Source organism: Celerinatantimonas marina, assembly GCF_046054165.1.
In the GTDB taxonomy this organism is placed as follows: Bacteria; Pseudomonadota; Gammaproteobacteria; order Enterobacterales; family Celerinatantimonadaceae; genus Celerinatantimonas.
On sequence record NZ_JBFNXK010000021.1, the window covers coordinates 1 to 22,157 of the forward strand.

General features: G+C 45.7%; 24 protein-coding genes. 4 read left to right on the forward strand and 20 right to left on the reverse strand.

Annotated elements, in window-relative coordinates; translation table 11 throughout:
* Positions 1–283: 283 nt before the first annotated feature.
* The 3 genes from clpB to rluD form a co-directional block, all read right to left on the reverse strand.
* The gene (gene clpB, locus ABUE20_RS17565) at positions 284–2,860 is read right to left on the reverse strand and encodes an ATP-dependent chaperone ClpB (RefSeq protein ID WP_408621259.1); all 2,577 of its coding nucleotides are present in this window, start codon (positions 2,858–2,860) and stop codon (positions 284–286) included.
* A gap of 84 nt (positions 2,861–2,944) precedes the next feature.
* A complete protein-coding gene (gene pgeF, locus ABUE20_RS17570) occupies positions 2,945–3,664 on the reverse strand; it encodes a peptidoglycan editing factor PgeF (protein WP_408621260.1) in 720 nt (239 codons plus the stop codon).
* Positions 3,665–3,694: 30 nt separating this feature from the next.
* Entirely contained in the window at positions 3,695–4,666 is a 972-nt protein-coding gene (gene rluD / locus ABUE20_RS17575; protein ID WP_408621261.1) for a 23S rRNA pseudouridine(1911/1915/1917) synthase RluD, read from the reverse strand.
* A gap of 124 nt (positions 4,667–4,790) precedes the next feature.
* Here rluD and bamD point away from each other — a divergent pair, with 124 nt between their 5' ends.
* Complete coding sequence (gene bamD, locus ABUE20_RS17580) at positions 4,791–5,528, forward strand: outer membrane protein assembly factor BamD (protein ID WP_408621262.1); 738 nt, start codon at positions 4,791–4,793, stop codon at positions 5,526–5,528.
* Between the two features lie 73 nt (positions 5,529–5,601).
* Here the strand turns inward: bamD and ABUE20_RS17585 are convergent, their stop codons facing one another.
* On the reverse strand, positions 5,602–5,940 hold the full coding sequence (locus tag ABUE20_RS17585; protein WP_408621263.1) for a P-II family nitrogen regulator: 339 nt from the start codon (positions 5,938–5,940) through the stop codon (positions 5,602–5,604).
* 186 nt (positions 5,941–6,126) lie between these two features.
* Between ABUE20_RS17585 and ABUE20_RS17590 the strand changes: the two genes are divergently transcribed.
* Complete coding sequence (locus ABUE20_RS17590; RefSeq protein ID WP_408621264.1) at positions 6,127–6,660, forward strand: GspH/FimT family pseudopilin; 534 nt, start codon at positions 6,127–6,129, stop codon at positions 6,658–6,660.
* Here the strand turns inward: ABUE20_RS17590 and ABUE20_RS17595 are convergent.
* The 10 genes from ABUE20_RS17595 to murJ all read right to left on the reverse strand — a co-directional run bounded on the left by ABUE20_RS17595 (position 6,643) and on the right by murJ (position 16,213).
* On the reverse strand, positions 6,643–7,050 hold the full coding sequence (locus ABUE20_RS17595; protein ID WP_408621265.1) for a type IV pilin protein: 408 nt from the start codon (positions 7,048–7,050) through the stop codon (positions 6,643–6,645). The two genes, ABUE20_RS17590 and ABUE20_RS17595, sit on opposite strands and share 18 nt — an antisense overlap.
* The gene (locus ABUE20_RS17600; protein WP_408621266.1) at positions 7,047–7,469 is read right to left on the reverse strand and encodes a hypothetical protein; all 423 of its coding nucleotides are present in this window, start codon (positions 7,467–7,469) and stop codon (positions 7,047–7,049) included. Before ABUE20_RS17600 ends, ABUE20_RS17595 begins: the two co-directional genes overlap by 4 nt.
* Positions 7,466–8,398 (reverse strand): PilW family protein, encoded by a 933-nt coding sequence (locus ABUE20_RS17605; protein ID WP_408621267.1) that lies wholly within the window; start codon positions 8,396–8,398, stop codon positions 7,466–7,468. Before ABUE20_RS17605 ends, ABUE20_RS17600 begins: the two co-directional genes overlap by 4 nt.
* The gene (locus tag ABUE20_RS17610) at positions 8,391–8,837 is read right to left on the reverse strand and encodes a prepilin-type N-terminal cleavage/methylation domain-containing protein (protein WP_408621268.1); all 447 of its coding nucleotides are present in this window, start codon (positions 8,835–8,837) and stop codon (positions 8,391–8,393) included. The genes ABUE20_RS17605 and ABUE20_RS17610 overlap by 8 nt, the downstream gene beginning before the upstream one ends.
* Before the next feature lie 87 nt (positions 8,838–8,924).
* On the reverse strand, positions 8,925–9,860 hold the full coding sequence (ispH, locus tag ABUE20_RS17615) for a 4-hydroxy-3-methylbut-2-enyl diphosphate reductase (RefSeq protein ID WP_408621269.1): 936 nt from the start codon (positions 9,858–9,860) through the stop codon (positions 8,925–8,927).
* Positions 9,860–10,312, reverse strand: a complete 453-nt coding sequence (gene fkpB, locus ABUE20_RS17620) for an FKBP-type peptidyl-prolyl cis-trans isomerase (RefSeq protein ID WP_408621270.1) — start codon at positions 10,310–10,312, stop codon at positions 9,860–9,862. Before fkpB ends, ispH begins: the two co-directional genes overlap by 1 nt.
* Positions 10,309–10,809: a signal peptidase II gene (lspA, locus tag ABUE20_RS17625; RefSeq protein ID WP_408621271.1), complete on the reverse strand. Its 501-nt coding sequence runs from the start codon at positions 10,807–10,809 to the stop codon at positions 10,309–10,311. The genes fkpB and lspA overlap by 4 nt, the downstream gene beginning before the upstream one ends.
* The gene (ileS, locus tag ABUE20_RS17630; RefSeq protein ID WP_408621272.1) at positions 10,810–13,629 is read right to left on the reverse strand and encodes an isoleucine--tRNA ligase; all 2,820 of its coding nucleotides are present in this window, start codon (positions 13,627–13,629) and stop codon (positions 10,810–10,812) included.
* Positions 13,626–14,588: a bifunctional riboflavin kinase/FAD synthetase gene (gene ribF / locus ABUE20_RS17635; protein WP_408621273.1), complete on the reverse strand. Its 963-nt coding sequence runs from the start codon at positions 14,586–14,588 to the stop codon at positions 13,626–13,628. Before ribF ends, ileS begins: the two co-directional genes overlap by 4 nt.
* 47 nt (positions 14,589–14,635) lie before the next feature.
* Positions 14,636–16,213 (reverse strand): murein biosynthesis integral membrane protein MurJ, encoded by a 1,578-nt coding sequence (murJ, locus tag ABUE20_RS17640; protein ID WP_408621274.1) that lies wholly within the window; start codon positions 16,211–16,213, stop codon positions 14,636–14,638.
* A 188-nt stretch (positions 16,214–16,401) separates the two neighbouring features.
* Here murJ and rpsT point away from each other — a divergent pair, with 188 nt between their 5' ends.
* Entirely contained in the window at positions 16,402–16,662 is a 261-nt protein-coding gene (rpsT, locus tag ABUE20_RS17645; protein ID WP_408621275.1) for a 30S ribosomal protein S20, read from the forward strand.
* Between the two features lie 82 nt (positions 16,663–16,744).
* Here rpsT and ABUE20_RS17650 read toward each other — a convergent pair whose 3' ends face one another.
* From ABUE20_RS17650 to ABUE20_RS17670, 5 genes are all read right to left on the reverse strand, one after another.
* Positions 16,745–17,038 (reverse strand): ArsR/SmtB family transcription factor, encoded by a 294-nt coding sequence (locus ABUE20_RS17650; RefSeq protein WP_408621276.1) that lies wholly within the window; start codon positions 17,036–17,038, stop codon positions 16,745–16,747.
* 5 nt (positions 17,039–17,043) lie between these two features.
* Positions 17,044–17,952 (reverse strand): transcriptional activator NhaR, encoded by a 909-nt coding sequence (gene nhaR, locus ABUE20_RS17655; protein WP_408621277.1) that lies wholly within the window; start codon positions 17,950–17,952, stop codon positions 17,044–17,046.
* 7 nt (positions 17,953–17,959) lie between these two features.
* Positions 17,960–18,313 (reverse strand): hypothetical protein, encoded by a 354-nt coding sequence (locus tag ABUE20_RS17660; RefSeq protein WP_408621278.1) that lies wholly within the window; start codon positions 18,311–18,313, stop codon positions 17,960–17,962.
* Positions 18,314–18,343: 30 nt separating this feature from the next.
* Positions 18,344–19,528 carry a Na+/H+ antiporter NhaA gene (gene nhaA, locus ABUE20_RS17665; protein WP_408621279.1) on the reverse strand — a complete coding sequence of 395 codons (1,185 nt, stop codon included), beginning with the start codon at positions 19,526–19,528 and terminating at the stop codon, positions 18,344–18,346.
* 265 nt (positions 19,529–19,793) lie between these two features.
* Positions 19,794–20,696 (reverse strand): LysR family transcriptional regulator, encoded by a 903-nt coding sequence (locus tag ABUE20_RS17670; RefSeq protein ID WP_408621321.1) that lies wholly within the window; start codon positions 20,694–20,696, stop codon positions 19,794–19,796.
* A gap of 120 nt (positions 20,697–20,816) precedes the next feature.
* On the opposite strand from ABUE20_RS17670, the gene ABUE20_RS17675 reads away from it, so the two are divergent.
* A complete protein-coding gene (locus ABUE20_RS17675) occupies positions 20,817–21,434 on the forward strand; it encodes a LysE family translocator (protein ID WP_408621280.1) in 618 nt (205 codons plus the stop codon).
* A 153-nt stretch (positions 21,435–21,587) separates the two neighbouring features.
* Here ABUE20_RS17675 and ABUE20_RS17680 read toward each other — a convergent pair whose 3' ends face one another.
* The gene (locus ABUE20_RS17680; RefSeq protein WP_408621281.1) at positions 21,588–22,076 is read right to left on the reverse strand and encodes an Lrp/AsnC family transcriptional regulator; all 489 of its coding nucleotides are present in this window, start codon (positions 22,074–22,076) and stop codon (positions 21,588–21,590) included.
* Positions 22,077–22,157: the final 81 nt, after the last annotated feature.

Genomic DNA, 22,157 nt, shown 5'->3' on the forward strand with positions numbered 1-22,157 from the left:
GTGACCGTTTGAGGCGGTGTGCCGTGTCAGTGGTGGTGCATTATAGGGACCCCATTTTTTTGCGCAACCTTTTTTTTGGCTTTTTTAAAAACATTTGAACTGTTCGACTATTTTTCAACCAATCTATCCATTATCGTACTCTTTTTATACAAATTGAGTGCAAAGTTTTGATGAAAACGTCGTCTCAAGCAGAATTATTTTTATGCGCCCTATTTAAGCAATCGATATGGGATATAAAAAAGAAAGCGAGCTAATGCTCGCTTTCTGGTAAGACACGGAACGGTTAACTTTGTACTGGACAAATTTCACCATTAACTACGCCAATTTTAAGGGGTTTATCCGGAACAATTCTTCCAGCCAGTAGAGCCTCCGCTAATGGATTCGCCAATTGCTGCTGCAAGGCTCGTTTCAACGGCCTTGCACCATACACCGGATCAAATCCAGCTTCAGCCAGTCGATCTAAAGCTTCATCGGTCACCGAGACATCGAAACCCTGCTCAGTCAATCGAGGCAATAACTGATCGACCTGAATTTTCGCAATTTGACGAATATGTTCCTGCCCTAAAGGATGGAAAACTACAGTTTCGTCGATACGGTTCAAAAATTCTGGTCGGAAGTGTGTGGTCAGCACCTCCATAATCACCGATTTCATCTGTTGATAATTCGACTCACTATAGCCTTCTTGAATAATGTCGGACCCCAAATTTGAAGTCATAATGACTACACAGTTACGAAAATCAACGGTACGCCCTTGACCATCCGTCAAACGGCCATCATCAAGCACCTGCAATAGGATATTAAACACATCGCTATGCGCTTTTTCGACTTCATCCAGCAAAATCACTGAATAAGGTCGACGACGAACGGCTTCAGTCAAATAACCGCCTTCTTCGTAACCGACATATCCCGGAGGCGCACCAATCAGTCGAGCCACGGAATGTTTTTCCATAAATTCGGACATATCGATCCGCACCATCGCATCTTCGGTATCGAACAAAAATTCAGCCAACGATTTACACAGCTCAGTTTTACCAACCCCAGTTGGACCAAGAAATAGAAATGAACCAATCGGCCGATGCGGATCGGCTAATCCCGCCCGGCTACGTCGAATCGCATCTGAAACTGCTTTAATCGCTTCTTGTTGTCCAATGACACGGTGATGAAGCTCTTCTTCCATCCGCAATAATTTAGCGCGTTCACCTTCAAGCATTCGACTCACGGGGATACCGGTCCAACGAGCCAACACTTCGGCGATTTCAGCTTCGGTAACTTTATGCCGCAGCAAGGTCATATCCTGCATTTCAGCCTGAGAAGCCAAATCCAACTGCCGTTCCAGTTCTGGGATCCGACCATATTGCAACTCCGACATGCGATTTAAATCGCCAGCCCGCCGAGCGACATCTAAATCTAACCGAGCCTGCTCCAATGCTGCTTTAATATGTTGAGTCCCGGACAAGGCTGCTTTTTCCGTTTTCCAGACTTCTTCCAGCTCTCGGGATTTTTGTTCCCGCTCTTTCAATTCTTCTTCGATTTTAGCCAGACGCCCTTGACTGGCCGCATCTTCTTCTTTTTGCAGCGCCTGTTGTTCTAGTTTCAACTGAATAATCCGGCGATCGATACGGTCCAACTCTTCTGGTTTTGAGTCAATTTGCATCCGGATACTGGATGCGGCTTCATCGATTAAATCAATTGCTTTATCCGGCAATTGTCGATCTGAAATATAACGATTTGACAGCGTTGCCGCAGCCACAATAGCCGGATCGGTAATTTCTACCGAGTGATGCAATTCGTAACGCTCTTTAAGCCCACGTAAAATCGCAATGGTATCTTCAACATTCGGTTCTTCAATTAATACTTTTTGGAAACGCCGCTCTAAGGCTGCATCTTTTTCAATATATTGACGATATTCATCAAGAGTCGTTGCACCCACGCAATGGAGCTCACCACGAGCCAAGGCCGGTTTTAGCATGTTACCGGCATCCATCGCCCCGTCACCTTTACCTGCACCCACCATGGTATGCAGTTCATCAATGAACAGAATGACCCGACCTTCTTCTTTAGAAAGCTCATTAAGCACCGCTTTGAGTCGTTCTTCAAACTCCCCACGGTATTTAGCACCAGCAACTAGGCTCCCCATATCCAGTGCTAATACGCGCTTGTTTTTAAGCCCTTCAGGCACTTCACCGTTAATAATTCGCTGGGCTAAGCCTTCTGCTATCGCGGTTTTACCAACCCCGGGTTCACCAATCAAAACTGGATTATTTTTAGTTCGCCGTTGCAGCACCTGCACGGTTCGGCGGATTTCATCATCACGACCAATCACTGGATCCAGTTTTCCTTGTTCAGCTCGTTCGGTCAGGTCAATGGTAAATTTTTCCAAAGCCTGACGTTGATCTTCAGCATTCTGGTCATCAACTTTTTGTCCACCTCGAGCCTTATCAATCGCTTTTTCCAGTGTATCTTTTTTAGCACCTAATCCGTGCAAGATCTCGCCCAAAGGTCCTTTATCATCTAATGCTGCTAACAAGAAAATTTCCGATGAAATATATCGGTCCTTACGTTTCTGGGCAATTTTGTCACATAAATTGAGAAGGGATATCAAGCCATTGGATAATTGAATATCACCGCCAATCCCAGTCACTTGCGGAATTTTTTCTAGTTCAGTGGTCAGCTGAGAGCGCAAGGCGCTACTCTCGATGCCTGCATTTAATAAAATGGGGCGAATGGAGCCAGAGTCCTGATTAAGTAATGCAACCATCAAATGAACCGGCTCTATATATTGATGGTCACGCCCCAATGCGAGTGATTGAGCATCGGAGATCGCTAACTGAAACTTACTTGTAAATCGATCTAAGCGCATACCGCCTCCACAAATTGATCAAATAACTTATCTGTTCAATATGTGGGTGCGGAATGCTCAATATTCAAGATAGGGAGGCAAGAATTATTCCAACCAAATCGCAGCGGCCATCCGCCCCGTTTGCCCATCCCGCCGGTATGAAAAGAAATGCTCACTATCGGCATAAGTACACCCCGGATGTCGGGTAATTTGCTTCACACCCAACAGTCTGAGTTGTAACTCAGCCAACAGCTTAATATCAGCCAGATACTTATCACCGTCAGCCTGAAAAGCAGACTCACTCTCGGCAAGAACGTCCACAAAAGCCGAGCGAACTTCCGGGCCCACCTGAAAGAAAGACGGACCAATCGCCGGCCCCAACCAAGCTTGCAGATCCTGAGCCGGCACATGCATCGCCACAATGGTTTTACCAATAATGCCGGATGCCAAACCTCGCCATCCACCATGAATTGCAGCCACACAACGCCCTTTGTTATCAGCTAATAACACCGGCAAACAATCAGCAGTCATCACAACACAAGGTACATGTCGCCCCCGAGCTAATGCAGCATCTGCTTCAATACCCGGACTCGCCAGTCCGGCATCGACGACATGAGTTCCATGTACCTGACTGAGCCAACACGGCGTTCCCGGTAAACACTCCTGAAAAGACTGTCGGTTACGGATGACATGCTGAGGATTGTCCCCGACATGATCTCCTAAATTGAACGCATCAAAAGGAGGCCGACTCGCACCATCGAGACGATCTGTATATACCGCCCGAACAGATGTCGGGAAACAGCCTTCTATGGGATAGATTGCCATATTTCCTCCTTAATTATGGATAACTTGAGTCTACTCCTGCCAAGGATTGAGTTCACTATCCTTGCGGATAATATCCGTCAACGCCACCATATCATCGGGAATATCTGCGTGCCATTGCATGAGCTCACCGGTAATCGGATGTTCCAGTTGCAGCATAACCGCATGCAATGCCTGTCGCTTAAAATTCTGCAATGTTGTGACTAATTCAGGAGTGGCCGCTTTCGGCAGTTTTAAACGTCCGCCATACACCGGATCGCCCACTAATGGATGACCAATATGAGCCATATGCACTCGGATCTGATGAGTCCGGCCGGTTTCCAAACGCAATCTGAGCCGGGTATGCTCCCGGAACTTTTCAGCAACGCGATAATGAGTGACCGCGGGTCGACCAAAGGGATCGACCGCCATCTGGGTTCGTTTGGTTTTATGTCGGCCTATCGGCTCATCCACCATGCCTCCGGCAGTCATCTGTCCAATCACAATCGCTTCATATTCCCGGGTAATTTGTCGGGCCTGCAGTGATTCAACCAGATGCGTCTGAGCCGCAACGGTCTTGGCCACAACCATCAACCCGGTCGTATCTTTATCTAAACGATGCACAATACCGGCTCGTGCCAGTTTTGCACTTTCAGGGTAATGATATAGCAAACCGTTTAAGATAGTTCCGTGGTGATTGCCCGCTCCCGGATGAACAACAACATCGGCCGCCTTATTAATCACCAAAATATCATCATCTTCGTAAACAATATTCAGCTCGACCGGCTCTGGCTGCCATTCGATGACATCTTCCAGTACTGCCTGAACCGTGATCGTTTCATAGCCACAGAGCTTTTCTCGCGGTTTGATGATGGGATGTCCATCGACATAAACGCGCCCCTGTAGGATCCATTCTTTCAGCCGAGAACGGGAGTAGTCACTGAATAACACCGGAAGCGCCTGATCAAGACGTTTGCCAATGAGATCTTCCCCAACTTCAGCCTGCAATTCTAATTCTTGGTTCATAGCACCACTTGTGATTTAGACTTCAATTTAATTAAAGTTAGTTATTTTAGCTTTTCTTTTGCAAAAGCATAAAGGATACTTTAGCTTTTATGCCATTGTTAGCTAGGAAACAGTCATTCTGCTTATGCGTTATAGTCATATCATTGTTGGCCTGTCGATGTGCATTGCACTTCTTTCAGGTTGTTCATCTAAAAAGGATGAACAAATCGTCCCAGATAAACCTGCAGCCGAGCTTTATCAAGAAGCTCAGAAGAATCTGATGCTTAATGATTATCGTGGGGCTGAATCAACATTAGAAGCTTTAGATAACCGTTATCCTTTTGGTCCATACGCGGATCAAACCCAGCTTAAACTTATCTATGTTTACTATAAACGAAGTGAAACCGAAAAAGCACTGGCCAATATTGATCGCTTCATTCGCAATAACCCCACCAGTCCAGCCTTAGCCTATGTCTATTATATGCGAGGGCTAACCAATGAAGCAGCTGATTATAATTTTTCACAGTCTCTATTAGGGATTGATCGAGCGACACGAGATCCAAGTTTTATTACCTCGGCATTTAAAGATTTCAAAGTGGTACTGCAGCACTATCCCAATAGCGATTATGCAGCCGATGCCCGGCGTCGTATGCTCGATTTGCAAGAAAAATTAGCTCGCCATGATTTAGCGATTGCAGAGTATTACTTAAAACGTGAAGCGTATATTGCAGCCGTTAACCGGGCCAAACAAATTATTGAAAATTATCCAAATTCAGCAGAAAAAAATAACGCATTACGAGTCATGATCCGAGGATATCGCAGCTTAGGATTACATGACCTTGAGCAACAAGCACAACAGGTGTTACAAGCTCAACGCGGCTGACTTGACTTTGCATAAAATAAAGCGAGCATCTGCTCGCTTTATTGATCATTCGACCTAGAAAAAAGCAACATCATTAGATGGCTTCTTCGTTTTCTTCACCAGTACGAATACGAATTACCCGTTCGATATCACGAACAAAAATTTTCCCATCACCAATTTTACCGGTCTGAGCTGTCTTCGAAATCACTTCAATACAGTGATCTAGATCATCGTCATTTACAACGAGCTCAATTTTAACTTTGGGTAGGAAATCAACTTTGTATTCAGCACCACGATACAGCTCGGTATGCCCTTTTTGACGCCCGAAGCCTTTCACTTCTGTGACAGTCATCCCTGTAATGCCAATATCGGCTAAAGCTTCACGTACATCATCCATTTTGAATGGTTTGATAACGGCGATAATCTGTTTCATTTGTACTCCTTACATTTCATCTCATTCCCAACCAAGACCGAATAAGCTCACCATGAACTCTACCTGTTCCGAAAGTAACAGAACCTATTTCAAGAATTACCACCTCATGTGATAACGTCATTCTTTCATTGACCACTTAGTAAATTAATTACTATAAATTATCCATAACATCAACTGCTATTGATTATGACAAATAGATTAAACCGCATCCATTCATTGAAGCAAGTCGGATTCACGCTCATTGAACTGTTTGTGACCCTAGCTCTGACGATCATTGTACTATTGCTTACTTTTCCTCAATTCAAACCCCTGATTGCAACCGAACATGCTCAGCAAACTCAGCAAGTCTGGGTGCAAGCACTTCGCTGGGCCAGATTGCAGGCCATGGAGTATGGCGAAACAGTAAAAATTTGTTTTTTAGATAGACGACAAAACTGCCAACGACAATCCGCTTCTCAACTGACTATTTTTCTAGATAGTGACAATGACAACCATATGCAATCGAGTGAAACGCTCCTAGGCGTTATTCCCATTGCAGCTGATACACAAGTTCAATTTAACCGAAGAAGCATCCGCTTTGATCAGGATGGACAAGCCAGTGGAGCCAACCAGACTATCCATATGTGTACGGCACAACGAAGTTGGAATATCAAAATTAATATGGCGGGACAACTTTCATCGACATCGATTCAATCCGGTTGTTCATTGGCACAAAGTTGAGGGATCCACATTTGTCATCACCACTGTAGGCGTTAACATCAATTGCAGCTGTATACAATCAGGGTCAGCATTCGCTTGATCAGGTAAAGCTTCGGCTAAAATTTGTACCCCTGATTGACCTTGTTGCTGAACCAAACTCAGAGAAAAACGAAACGATAGCTGTTGAGGTTTTTTCCAGATTAGTTCATCAATGTTGTCAGGATACTGATGATGATTGAGCTGATATTCATCGATGCTATTGACGATCAAATACAGTTCAGAAATAGCCTGATTTCGCTGTTCTAAAGCCATAAAATGCTGATACACGGGTGCAGCTAATACCGATAAAATTCCAATAATAGTCACAACAATCAATAACTCTAACAGGGTAAAACCAAGCGTGGGTCTCATTGATCCTGTCCTTTAAATAACCATACCAACCTATTGCGTGTGGTTCGGAACTGCCGGAAATGACACTCAGGAATCGTAAACTGAGTTAAAGCGGGCTGTACAATGCCAACAGAAATATAGCGATACTGCTCATCACGTACCAAGATCCGCCATAACCAACACGACTGCTGTGAAGTGGCACAACGAGCATAGCATTGTGGAATCATGGCTAATGAAATATCAGACTGATATGGAGTCAATTCTCGAACTTCAAAAACAGTAGAAGGCTGAGCCACAGCTGCAATTACATTTTCCAGAGCCTGCCAAGATTGTATTGAACGACGATAGTGCTGTACCGATTGCAGCTGCACATGGACATCGAGCAGGAGGGAAGCCGCTAAGACACTTAATAGCATGATCAATATCATAACAATCATCATGACGAAGCCCCGCGAAGTGGCCGGGGACACTGTACTTGCATTGCGAAGGCCGATAACCATACGATTTGCTCTGCGGTTGTATATTGATAATTTTGAGCGGCTCCAGATAGATGGATATGCTGTCCTGCGATTTCATACTCACTCATTGAGTGTATGCTAGGTACCGGTTCAGATGAACGCACTAGTAAACCGATATCGACCGCTAAAACCTGTGACCAGTCCGAGGCCCCCATCTGATCACTCGCAAGCCAGTGGATCCCATCCGGCATGCATACGGCGGCTCGGATCCGCAGCGCTACAATTCCAGAAACCAATACACCCGTAGTCTGCCCTGCAATCCCATTCTTATTTCGATAGAACATCTGTAATGCGGGCCCGTCATCGCCCTGTACCAGAAAAAACCACTGATGATGATAGCGGCGTTCACTATTCAGCAGCGGCGATACAACATTGGCCGGTTGATAAACAGGGCCATCATTGGCTTCAGGTAACGATGAATAATGCTGAACTGAATCCTCTAATCCAATAATTTCAATGACATCTGAATTATTCAATAACGGATGGGTTGGACTCTCAAGACAAGGCAATGAAATCGAAGCCGTTTTACGAACACTGTAAAGTCCGATATCAGTTCTCGCATCAGTATTCTGGGGATAATTCGGTAACTGGCAGTTCGATGAGCGATCCAGGCTCGTTGTAGAAAATGCCGTTTGATTCCCCCAATATCCTGCTTTTTGGAACGCTCGAACCAATAGTTGTAACGTACTTTGGGCTCTTAACTGCAATTCATCAATGTGTTGTAACTGATATTGAAAACGATTGACCTGCACATAAATACGCAGACCTCCCGCAATGATCAACATTCCCAAAGCGCCTGCGATCAGCCATTCCAGTAACATGGCACCTCGAACATTGAGACGATCATTCATAAACAGGAACCGAAACGGAAAGAAAATTCTCTGAAGCAGACTGAAGATGCGACGCTGAATTCATCCATTGCGCCGTGATCGTAATCGCATCCGGGAGCAGGTTAAATTGCAGCTGTAACTGTTCCAAACTCAGAGGGTCATTCGGATTGGAAACTAACATTTGGCAAATAGGAAGCCAGCTTCCCTGACTCGATTGCGTCGAACAATTTCGACTTGATAATTGGGAAGGGATTCCTTGCCCGCCCCCCGATGACGATAACTGAAGAAGCTCCACAACTGACTTAGCCGAGTCTAAGAGCCGTTGTGCTTTTTGATACTGAAATGCCCGAATTAACTCAAGGCGCTGCAAATGTACCAATTGCAGCGTAAAAACAAGGGTAATGGCCAACAATGCTGATGCGACCAACGTCTCGATCAAGCTAAATCCATCTACACGCATCCACTAATAATAATTAAATCATTAGTGGATTGCAATAGGTTCTGGCTTGAGTTTCAAAGACTCATCATACGGACAAAAATAAGTTCGCTAGATAATGCGTAACTCTGGGGGAACTTCAAAGGCAATACTCTCTTCCCGACCTGAAACTTCTGTGACAATTTTCCCGCCCAGTTCTAACAGCCGAGCAATAACATCCTGCACCAAAACTTCAGGAGCGGATGCGCCAGCAGTGACACCAACTCGCTTCGCCGTCTCAAACCATTCCAATTGAATATCAGCAGAACTATCAATCAGATAAGCAGGAGTGCCAAGGCGGGCAGCTTTTTCCCGTAAACGATTAGAATTCGAAGAATTAGCCGAACCAACCACCAGCACCACATCCGTTGTTTGTGCCAGCTGCGAAACAGCATCCTGACGATTCTGTGTCGCGTAACAAATATCGTCTTTACGCGGCCCTTGAATATTAGGGAAGTGATGCCGTAAAGCGTCAATAACCGCCGAAGTATCGTCAACTGAAAGGGTCGTCTGAGTGCAATAAAAAACATTATCTGGATTTTTCAGAGTCAGATTATCTACATCCGTTACCGTTTCAACCAGATAAATTCCCCCTTCAGGGTTATCATATTGACCCATGGTGCCATTCACTTCGGGATGTCCATGATGACCAATCAAGACACATTCAATCCCGCGCCGACTCGCTCGGGTTACTTCCATATGCACTTTAGTCACCAGAGGACAAGTTGCATCAAAAACTTTCAACTGCCGATCTTTTGCGTCCTGACGCACGGACTGGGCTACCCCATGTGCACTAAAAATACAAATAGCTTGTTCAGGGACCTCATCAAGCTCATCGACAAAGATCGCACCTCGCAGACGCAAACCATCGACCACGAAACGGTTATGCACGACTTCATGGCGCACATAGATAGGTGCCCCAAAAATTTCCAATGCCCGCTCCACGATAGAGATGGCCCGATCCACTCCGGCACAAAATCCCCGGGGATTGGCTAAGATAATTTCCACTAAACCTCCTGACAGGTTCCAGGTTTATCACTCGATAATATTTCAACTCGAAATAAAATCGTTTCACCGGCTAAGGGATGGTTCAAATCCACAGTCACGGAATCGCCATTAATCGACTGAATAATTCCCGGGATCTCCTCACCATTCAATTGGGTAAATCCCATAACGAGTCCTTCTTCCAACTCGATATCCGCTGGAAATTCAGAACGTTCCAGATACACAATCTGTTCTGGGCTCCGCTCACCAAAGGCCTGTTCCGGAGCCAATTGCCACTGTTCTTTCGCACCCACATGCAATCCCAGTAGACATTGTTCAAAAGATTCCGGTAAGTGGCCATCTCCCAAAGTAATCGTCACAGGCATTTCACGCTGCCAAGTCGATTCCACAATACGACCATCAGCAGTCGTCAATTCAAAATGCAATGTCACTGGATCGCCAAGCTGTATGGTCATGATCGCTCTCCCGATGACTTAGACGGCTGAGTCAAACTATCCCAAATCAGCAGTGCAGCCCCGACACAGATACAACTATCCGCAATGTTAAAAGCAGGCCAGTGGTAGTGATCCCAGTAAAAATCCAGAAAATCGATCACATAGCCATGCACAAATCGGTCAATCACATTGCCCAAAGCACCACTAATAATCAATGCGTATCCAGCCGCAGTGAATGGTTGAGAACGCCGCATACGCTTTAATAGCCCGATCAAAAACAGACTTACCGCAACGGCTAAAAGACTAAATAGCCAGCGCTGCCAACCCCCCTGACGACTCAAAAAGCTAAAAGCGGCTCCATAATTATGGACATAAACCAGATTAAAAAATGAGGTAACCGGACGTGATTGATATAACGTAAACGATCCAGCCACCCAAATTTTAGTCAATTGATCCACAATCAACATGATTGCGCTGAGCCCAAGCCAGCGCAATGAATGAGATGAAGCGCCCATCATTTAGGCGAAACGCCGCTGTTCGCCGTCACCTGCAACGTTCGTGACACAACGGCTACACAAAGTAGGATGCTCATGATGATGGCCCACATCCTCACGATGCTGCCAGCAACGTTCACATTTTTCACCGTTCGCTTTGCTCACCCATACTTTTAGACCATCCAGTTCGGTAGTTTGCGCAGAGGCATTCGCATCGCCCAATGACTGCACTGCAGTAGCCGAAGTCAATAGAACAAAGCGCAATTCATCTTCCAACGCATCTAATTGAGTTTTTAATGCATCATCGGCAAACAATGTCACTTTTGCATCAAGTGGGCTGGCAATCTGTTTCTCATTACGAGCCTGTTCGAGGACTTTATTCACTTCGTCACGAACCTGTTGGATCACAAACCAATGCTGATCCGCAGCTTCGTCAACGGCATCGATACCAAAGCCTTCATACCAGGTTCCGGTAAAGACAAACTCATCCCGTTCGCCGGGCATTTGCTGCCAAATCTCATCGGCAGTAAAGCTCAAAATAGGCGCAATCCAACGCGTCATGGCTTCAACGATATGATACAGCGCACTCTGACATGAACGACGAGCCTGACTATCCGCTTTCGCGGTATACTGGCGATCTTTGATGATATCCAGATAGAAACTACCCAGCTCAATTGAACAGAAATGCATCAATTTCTGATACACCACATGGAATTGATAATTATCATATGCTTCAATAATTTCTTGTTGGGTGGCTAATGCACGCTGCACCATCCAACGATCCAAGGCCACCATCTCATCACTGGCGACCATATGTTGTGCCGGCTCAAAACCGTTCAGGTTCGCCAGTAAGAAACGCGCCGTATTTCGGATCCGTCGATACGCATCCGCCGCCCGTTTGATAATCTCATCCGAGACGGTCATCTCTGCGGTATAGTTGGTCGACGCAATCCACAGCCGTAGAATATCAGCCCCAAGTTTGTTCCAGATATCTTGTGGAGCAATACCATTGCCGAGCGATTTAGAGAATTTTTTCCCTTCAGCATCCACCGTGAAACCATGCGTCAATACTTGTTGATAAGGGGCTTTACCATTAATCGCTGTTGCAATCATCAATGACGACTGGAACCAGCCTCGATGTTGATCTGAACCTTCGAGGTACATATCCGCACTATTGCCATTAAACTCAGAACGCTGTCCAACCACACTATAATGAGTTGACCCAGAGTCAAACCAGACATCTAGTGTATCTTCCACTTTCCGATAGCGGCTGGCTTCATCACCTAACAGCTCTTCGGGTTTTAAATCGAACCACGCCTGAATGCCTGCTTTTTCAATACGCTTCGCCACTTCTTCCATCAATTCGACACTACGAGGATGCAATTCATTCGTGTCTTTATCAACGAACAGCGCAATTGGAGTTCCCCAAGTTCGCTGACGGGAAATACACCAGTCCGGACGATGTTCAACCATCGATTGAATCCGGTTTTTACCCCAATCCGGGATCCAGCGAGTATTCTCTATCTCACCCAGAGCCTGAGCTCGCAGCTTGGCTTGATCCATACCGATAAACCACTGCGGTGTCGCACGGAAAATAATCGGTGTTTTATGACGCCAACAATGCGGATAACTATGCAAAATCTTAGTGGCATACAGCAGAGCACCATGTTCACGCAAAGTATCAATGACCGTTGTGTTGGCTTTAAAGACATGTTGGCCTGCAAATAACGGTGTATCCGGTAAGTAAACCCCATTACCGCCCACCGGATTATACACTTCGATATCATATTTCAAGCAGACAGCGTAGTCTTCCTGACCATGCGCAGGTGCTGTGTGGACACACCCCGTCCCTGATTCAGTCGTCACATGCTCACCTAAAATAATAGGCACCTGACGATCATAAAATGGATGTTTCAGCGAAAGAAGTTCTAAATTCTGACCGACACAGGAGCCTAAAACTTTAAACTCACTGATACCAATACGCGCCATCATCGGTTCACACAGATCTTCGGCACAAACGATACGTTCAACGCCTTCGGGTCCCTGAATTTCAACTAATACGTAGTTCAAACGAGGATGAAGCGATACCGCCATATTGGCAGGCATGGTCCAAGGGGTCGTCGTCCAGATCACAACTGAGACAGGTTCGGCTGTCGCACTTACGCCAAACATAGCACACAATTTTTCAGCATCAACCGGCACAAAGCGCACATCGATAGCAGGGCTTTCGATATTTTCATATTCAACTTCAGCTTCAGCCAATGCTGAACCACAATCGAGACACCAATGAACCGGCTTCGCGCCTTGCAACAAATGCCCATTTTCAACGATTTTAGCCAGAGCCCGTACGGTACTGGCTTCTGTTTTATAGTCCATGGTGCGATAGGGATGTTCCCAATCACCAATGACGCCCATCCGGATAAAATCCTGACGCTGACCGTTAATCTGTTTGGTTGCGTAAGCCCGGCATTTTTCACGAAATTCAGCCGCAGTTACTTTTTGACCTGGTTTGCCGACTTGTTTTTCAACTTGCAGCTCAATCGGCAAGCCATGACAATCCCACCCCGGAATATAAGGGGAATCAAAATCAGACAAGGTTTTGGATTTAATAATGAAATCTTTGAGGATTTTGTTAACCGCATGGCCTAAATGCAACGTACCATTCGCATAAGGAGGCCCATCATGCAGAATGAATGATTTTTTCCCTTGTTTAGCCGCACGAATAGCCTGATATAGGCCTTTCTCTTGCCAACGTTTTAACATCGCTGGCTCACGTTGTGCCAGGTTACCGCGCATAGGAAAATCAGTGCTCGGCAGATTTAACGTATCTTTATAATCGCTCATCGATCCACAGTTCCAGTTGAATTATCTTGGTTCTCAAACCATATTCTCGCTCGCTGCATGTCCGCATGCACTTGGCGTTGCAGTGCATCCAGCGAATCAAACTTAACTTCATCTCTTAATTTCATTCGTGGTTCAACCACGAGGCGCCTTCCATACAGAGTTTCTTTTCGATCTAATACATGGACTTCAAGTAACAAATCTCGCCCATTGGCCGTTGGCCGATGTCCAATATTCGCAACCGCCGGCCAGTTCACCGGTTGCCCATCAACCGAAGTGACAGACATGGCATACACGCCTTTTAAAGAACTATGCCCACCGGGCATATGCAAATTAGCCGTTGGGAATCCTAACTGTCGGCCCAGTTTTTGGCCATGCACGACATGGCCTTGGATCTGATAGCGGCGTCCCAACCAGCGGGCAACCTCTTCAAACTGATTATTGGCCAAACCACGGCGAATCAACGTGCTGCTCACCCGCTCGCCTTGAAGACAATACGAATGCGTATTTTGCACACCAAAGCCATAATCCTGCCCCGCTTGTTGCAATAACTCAAAATTGCCTCGACGCTGGGCACCAAAACGAAAATCGTCACCGATAACCAGATGCCGAACCTGCAGTTTATCCACCAGCAGTGCTTTAACAAATTCGGTGGCGCTCATCTGAGCAAACTGCGGACCAAAGCGCATTACCAATAGTTCATCGATCCCTAATGCGGCCAGTTGCTGATATTTATCGCGGAATGAACTAATCCGAGCGGGTGCTTTAACTCCAGCAAAAAATTCCATGGGTTGTGGCTCAAAGAGCATCACAGTCGACACTAAATTTAATCGCTGCGACTGCGCCAACAACTGTTCAATCACCTGCTGATGCCCAAGATGAACACCATCAAAGTTGCCGATTGTTAATACTCGCTCCCCACTTAATGGTGGAATATTATGTGTGCCACGGATGAGTTTCATTACACCTAAATCAATGATCCATGCTAAATCGCTGGATTATAGCCTGTTTAGTCATCAGATACAGCCCCACTACTGCTTTTCAAGTGGGAAAGACGTCCCCCCAAGGCTACCAGAGAAACGAGGTAAACAACAATGGCTAAACCAATCGCTTCGATGAGCATCATTGCGCTATGGTGCCAACTACTCACCATCCATGTCGACCAATGCGGGAAGACCTCATACATAGCTACCGCCATAATCGCTGTACTGACCACCACTCGCAGCATAAACAGTAACGTAAAGCGGCTCAGTCGATACACATTGCTCTTCGCTAATCCCCAGTACAACAATGAAGCATTGATCACCGCCGAAAAAGCCGTGGCCGCCGCTAATCCAACATAACCAAAAGGCAACACCAAAATCAAATTAAACAACATATTGGAAAGCATCGCGATAATGCCATAACGCACCGGAGTACGCGTGTCCTGACGGGCATAATATCCAGGAGCCAATACCTTAATCAGCATAAAAAATAATAAGCCACTCATATACGCAATCAGGCTGGCTGCCGCATGCGACACATCACTTTGATCAAACTCACCACGCATAAACAATACGCGCAGCATCGGACCCGCCAACACCATCATCCCGACCATGGCCGGAAGACCTAGCAGCCAAATCATCCGCACGGCCCAATCCATCGTCTGTCGAAACGCTTTTGGATCCTGATCGACATGACGCTGCGATAAACTGGGCAAAATCACGGTCGCAATCGCAATCCCAAATAATCCGAGAGGAAACTCAAGCAAGCGGTCTGAATAATATAGCCAGCTGATCGAGCCACTGACTAAAAAGCTCGCCATGAACGTATCGAACAATAAATTCAGCTGACTAACAGAAACCCCGAACAACGCTGGGATCATCAGTTTGCGGATCTGGGTTACTCCCGCATGATGCCAGCCCCAACGAGGCCTACGCAACATTCCCAAACGCCACAAAAAAGGCAGCTGAAAACTAAACTGTAACAATCCCCCAAAGAAAACCCCCCAAGCCAGTGCCATAGCAGGCTGCGCCATGTGTGGGGATAAAAAGATCGCCGCTGCAATAATCGCCACATTCAAAAATACCGGTGTGAATGCAGCCACGGCAAAGCGATTGAAACTATTAAGTATCGCTCCGGACATCCCGGTAAAAGTAATAAACCATAAATACGGAAACGTGATTTTTAACAGTACCGAAGCCAACTCAAATTTATCCGCGCCCGGTTTGTCATGTAGCCAGTCTAAAAACCAACCGGTTCCAAAAATCATCGCCACCACGGGCGATGCTAAAATGCCAACCAGCGTCACCAGCGTCACAATCAATCCCAGCGTACCGCTGACCCGAGCCACTAATGCCCTTAACTCACTGTCATCTTCTTGCTGTTTGTATTGAGTAAAAACCGGAATAAAAGCCTGAGCGAAAGCACCTTCAGCAAATAATCGACGTAAAAAATTAGGGATGCGATTGGCAAAGAAGAAAACATCCGCTCCCGTTCCGGCCCCGAGCAAATTTGCAACCACCACATCCCGAACTAATCCGAGCACACGCGAGATGAGGGTCATGGAACTGACAATCGCCCCTGATTTCAGTAATTTTTTACTCAAAGTTGTAATAACCTCACGAAACAATCATGACTTAACAGATAGAAGCTGTTAGAATGCGCCCAAGTTTAACCTTGCGTGATGAGAAATAACAGATCCACGCGATTGGTTAAATTTTGTTTGACATCACATGGGAAAAAAGGCATATTCCACGGCCTTTAAAGAAAGAGATTCGAGTTCGGGAGTAAACCTTGGCTAATATCAAGTCAGCTAAAAAACGTGCTATCCAAGCTGAAAAAAGCCGTAAGCACAATGCTAGCCGCCGCTCCATGATGCGTACTTACCTGAAAAAGGTAATTGCAGCTATTGCAGCAGGCGACAAAGAAGCAGCGCAGGGCGCTTTGAAAGCAGCTCAGCCTATTCTGGATCGTGCTGCCACTAAAGGCCTGATCCACAAAAATAAAGCAGCTCGTCATATGAGTCGCTTGAATGCTCAAATTAAAGCGCTGTAATTTTTTCAGCCTTTAATAAAAAAGCCGGCAACTCGCCGGTTTTTTTATATCTGAAATCCTGAATAGTTCACATCTACTTGAATTATTTCGCACAGAACATCTGGTGCAGTAACTGCAACACCGATTTAGCTTCCTCACTATATAAACGATAGTAGATCGTTTGTGCGTCCTTACGCGTTGAAACCAAATTCTCCCGCCGCAGCCAAGCCAAATGTTGCGACAACGCAGACTGACTCAAAGGCACACTCTGATTGAGCTGCCCTACCGATAATTCTCCTTCGACTAAATGACACAGAATCATAAGCCGATGTTTATTCGCCAACGATTTTAAAAGGCTCAGAGCTTGATCCACATTTCCTAATTGTAAACTATCCATAATCGCTACCGGGTTATTCCTGAAAACAGTTCACTAAAATCACTCTGACACAACCGCTGTACAGCTGGATGTTGGATCATTCGCTTAGCGAAAATCACGTAATACTCCTCTTTGATATCATCGGTCATTCCCAATAGACGGATCCGCTGATCCATCATAATCTCTTCCATATAAATAGCAGGGGCCACAAAAATCCCCTTAGACGCCGACCCAAATGCAGTCATCAATGCCGCATCGTCAAATTCGCCCATGATAGAAACGGCTAGTCCCAACTCTTCAAACCATCCCAAAAGTTTGCGCCCTAATGCGCTGCGTCGCGATGGGATCAACAGTGGATATTGTTCCAAACATGCCGGGAAGACCAGCTTATCGGTTTTATCAAAATGTATCGAGGAGAAAAAAGCAATCCCGCATTCTCCCAACCATTTACTAAATAAAGCATCATGCTTATCACTGTCGAGCGCACAATCAGATAAAATCATATCCAACTTGTGTTCACTTAACTGTTCCAGCAACATCTCATGGGTCGATTCAATACAGCGCAGTTGCATACGCTCATCATCCGGCATGACCGACATCAAGACCTTCGATGCTAAACCTTTAGATAAAGCATCGGCGACACCGACTTCAAATAATAAGCTTTCCTGCCCGGTATAGTTCACAATATCCAGCATTTCATAGCTTAAAGAAAACATCTTATCCGCATATTTAAACACCAGTTGACCTAACTCGGTCGGTGTAATTTTGGGCCCCTTACGCACAAACAGAGCCCCTTTTAAGCGTTCTTCTAACAGCTTAATCTGCCCCGTCACCGTTTGTGGCGTTAAAAACAATGCCTGAGCAGCAGCCGTCACGGACCCCCGTTTACAGGTCATCCAGAAGTAATACAAATGGTTGTAATTTAAATGTGCCATTTATCCCCTACCGACATTCATTAAGATCGGCTAATTGGTCTCTGAGCCACTTTTTTTGCTCAGGTAACAATTGCTGCTGATCCGCCCAATTATTCCAATGGCGATACGTTTCCTGAGTACAATACTGCCCCCGAGCCCATAAATAACGCTGTCCACCCCGAGAGTTTAAAGCCCGACTGGCAAAGGCATCTTGCATGTCCGACTGTTGTTTCAACTCTTTCAGACTATCCACAACCCCTTGTAAATAAGCTTGGCACAGTGCCGGTTGTTTCTGACAATCATATGGACTATGGGGATTGGCAACGGCTGATGCACTCACTCCCATAATGGCTAAAATGACACCTAATTTAGACGCTATCATACCGGTTTCTCCATTAAAATCATCCAAGGACTATTTCTGATCATGGGTCACACCCCATGCAGGAGCTGTTGTCATTCGCAATAAAAGATAACCACAACACGCTGCTAAAAAAGATCCCATTAGAATCGCCAGACGGGCCTGATCAACGAAAACACGCAGTTCCGGAAATGCCAGTGATGTGATAAAAATCGACATAGTGAAGCCAATACCCGCCAATACGGCTGTGGCAAAAATCTGATTCCAGCGGATCCCTTTAGGTAACGTCGCTAACTTTAACTTCACAGCTAAGACACACGCGACAAAAATTCCCACCGGTTTACCAATAAATAATCCCAACATCACACCAAGTGACAAAGAAACATGAAAGACCGACTCAGCTCCTAAAATTCCAATCCCAGCATTGGCAAATGCAAACAACGGCAAAATGATATAACCCGACACAGAATGCAGTGCATGCTCCAATCGCTGCAACGGCGAATGCTCATGGCCTTTCACTCGCAAGGGGATCATAAATCCAAGTAAAACCCCGGCGATGGTCGCATGAACTCCGGATTTTAAAACCGCAACCCACAGCACGACGCCCAGTAACATATAAGGTGTCAGCGAACTACAGCCCCGACGATTTAAAATAAACAATCCAATTAACGCAGCCCCCGCCCAAGCTAATGCCGTTAAAGACATCCCATGCGAGTAAAACAACGCGATAATGAGAACCACCCCTAAATCATCTGCGATCGCTAAAGCTAATAAAAAGATCTTTAAACTCGCCGGAACTCGTTTACCTAACAGAGCCATCACCCCGAGTGCAAATGCAATATCCGTCGCGGCCGGGATCGCCCAGCCCGACTGCAAAACAGGATCCTGATGATTAAAAAACAGATAGATGACTGCGGGGACAACCATCCCTCCCAAGGCAGCAAATACCGGTAAACTCGCCTGTTCCCGACTCGATAATGCGCCTTCTAAAATTTCACGTTTGACTTCAAGGCCAATCACCAGAAAAAAGATAGCCATTAACCCATCATTCACCCATAACAATAATGGCTTTTCAATATTGAGTCCGGCAATTCGAACTTGTACGACCGTATCGAATAAATGCTCATATAAATTCTGTAACGGAGAGTTTGCCATCACTAACGCCACCAGCGCAGCAATAATCAGTAAAATGCCACTAGCGGCTTCCATACGTAAAAAACGATCGATAAATTCACGCATTCTCTGTTCCCGTTTATGAGTGATAACATCCTAGTTTAGCGATTGTTACCGATAATAAAATTCGATTCTTATTTAGGTTACTTTCGGTTTTTACGAACATTATAACTATTTGAATCGCAGCTTTAACACGCTGCTATCGATCCGCCCCAAGGCTCGCTCAGATAGCTATAGCCATCATCAACTCAAATTAAAATGGCTAACGCTATAAATTATAGACGGTTCCATCTCGATCATGAGGCCCAACTCATCCAGACGGATACCCTATCTAAGATAAAAGCGACTCTCGATGCTGACACAGATATCGCCACAGCCGCTGTGCGGCATGTGATGAAAAACTGCCACTGCGTCTGGCTAGACCGATTCGTCGTGGATATTCGGGTGTTAAAGGGAGCACTCGAATCTCAGGGTGAAAATCAGGGACGGCCAGTTCAGCTACGATAGAAACCCCCAATCCAGAACGGATCATGGCCAATATAGAAGTTAACTGCACCGCTGTATGTTTAAACTGTAACGGAGTTCCCGATGTTGAAAACCAAGCCCGAATCAATGCTTCACTTCCGCCTTTGGTTAAGATGAAGTGACGTGTTTCAAGGTCAGCTACCGATATCGCAGGTAACAACGCCAAAGGGTCATCCTCATGAACCAATGCGACGAGTCGGTCCGTGACTATCGGAATAATCTCTAAATCTAAATATTCATGATCCACAATTGTAGCGAAATCAACCCGCCCTTCACGCAATGCTAGAAGTGCTTCATCGTCATTAAACTCACTAATTCCCACACTTACTTTGGGTAAATCTCGACGAACGCTCTCAAATAATCGCGGTAGCATATGGGTCGAAGCCGATGCGCCAAAAGATGCAATTTTTACAACGCCGGCTCCCTCTTTTCGGATCATCCGCAGCTGTCGGATTAACATCGTCTCTTGTTCCAAGCGTTGTCGAGCAAACTGAGCCACCAGCCTCCCTTCTTCAGTCAACTCCAAAGGACGAGCATCTCTTTTGATAAGCGCAAACCCCAACAAAGATTCGGCTCGACGAATGGCTTTGCTGGCTGCGGGCTGACTTACCGCTAGCGATGTGGCCGCTTGCGATAGATTTTCTCCCTCTAATAGATGCAGAAGAAGTTTAGGAACCAACGCCGGAATGCTATCTAAGTGTTCAATCATCACAGTATAACTTCAGGTTATTTTTTTATTCATGATTATGCTATCAAGATATTCCGAAACTAGATATAACGCGCCACGCCTTGGCCATCACAATCACTCTTATCGAAGGAAATAAATAGTATGCACATAGAAACATGGTTCGCCTTTTTTACAGCATCATTCATCCTAACCATGATGCCTGGCCCCAGTATCTTGTTAGGGATGGTTCATTCGATGCGCTATGGCATCTCCAAAACTCTCTTTACAGCACTTGGGGATATCTCTGCCAATTTCATACAAATGGTAATAGTTGCCGTCGGCTTGGGAGTTCTGATCTCCACTTCCGAGCAGGCCTTTACTCTCATCAAATGGTTTGGCATAACCACGCTACTTTATATGGGGATTAAAATGATATTTTTCAGTCGTTCAAAACAGCCACAACTCCAAAAGCTCACCGATGAGGCGATCCCGACCTACAAACTGTACTGGAGCGGATTTCTGGTCGCTGCGGGAAATCCCAAAGCGATTGTATTTTTTACAGCTTTTTTTCCACAATTTATTGATCCTACCCAATCCCTCCTATCACAAATGGCAATCATGTGCCCCACAATGGCCACTTTAGATTTTTCATGGGTTATGTTCTATGCATTATTGGCCAACAAGAGCCTGCATTTTATGAAAGCTCATCCCCAATATATGAACCGAATCGGCGGCACAGCCCTTTTAGGAGCAGCATGTGTACTATGGGCGACCCAATAATCTCAACATAGAGCGAAAAGACATAGATCTAATTATGGAATCGCCATCAACACCTGATCTCAGCAAGGTAGATGTTGTTTGTGACCTCATTTCCACAAGCAATCTCTATTAAAACAGCTACGGTACTGGCACAACATACCGAATCGGCTGGCGTTAAACCGGCCAATAAAGCCCCTGTTTCGGGATATCCAGTACCAACTGTGAATTCATGCGTCGCACACATGGGTTAGCCACCATCAATCGTTCACTAAAATTATCGTAATCCCGAGTATCGGTGGCCGTGACTACCGCCACCAAATCAACATCGCCCGTCACATAAAACACTTGTTGGACCGCGGCCTCGTGTTTAATCCACTGCTTAAACTGCTCCAGAGCCGGATAATTATCCCGTTCCAGTTCGATGCTGACTAAGAAAGTCAAATGCGGTAACTGGTTGGGATCAACCATCGCAACCTCAGCCACAATAATCCCCTGCTCTCGTAGCCGTTTAGTTCGGCGCTGCACCGCAGACGCAGATAACCCGACACGTTCGGCCAGTTGCTCACTGCTGAACCTGCAATTTTGCTGCAATAACGCCAGTAATTGACGATCAAACCGGTCCAATTCCATAGCATGGCCTTTTAACTGCACTAATCGGGTCATTTTCCCCGATCAATAGCTTAAAAACCAGCATTCACACTCTAAAAACGCCGTATCAGCAGATGAAATCCAACTTAAAATGAC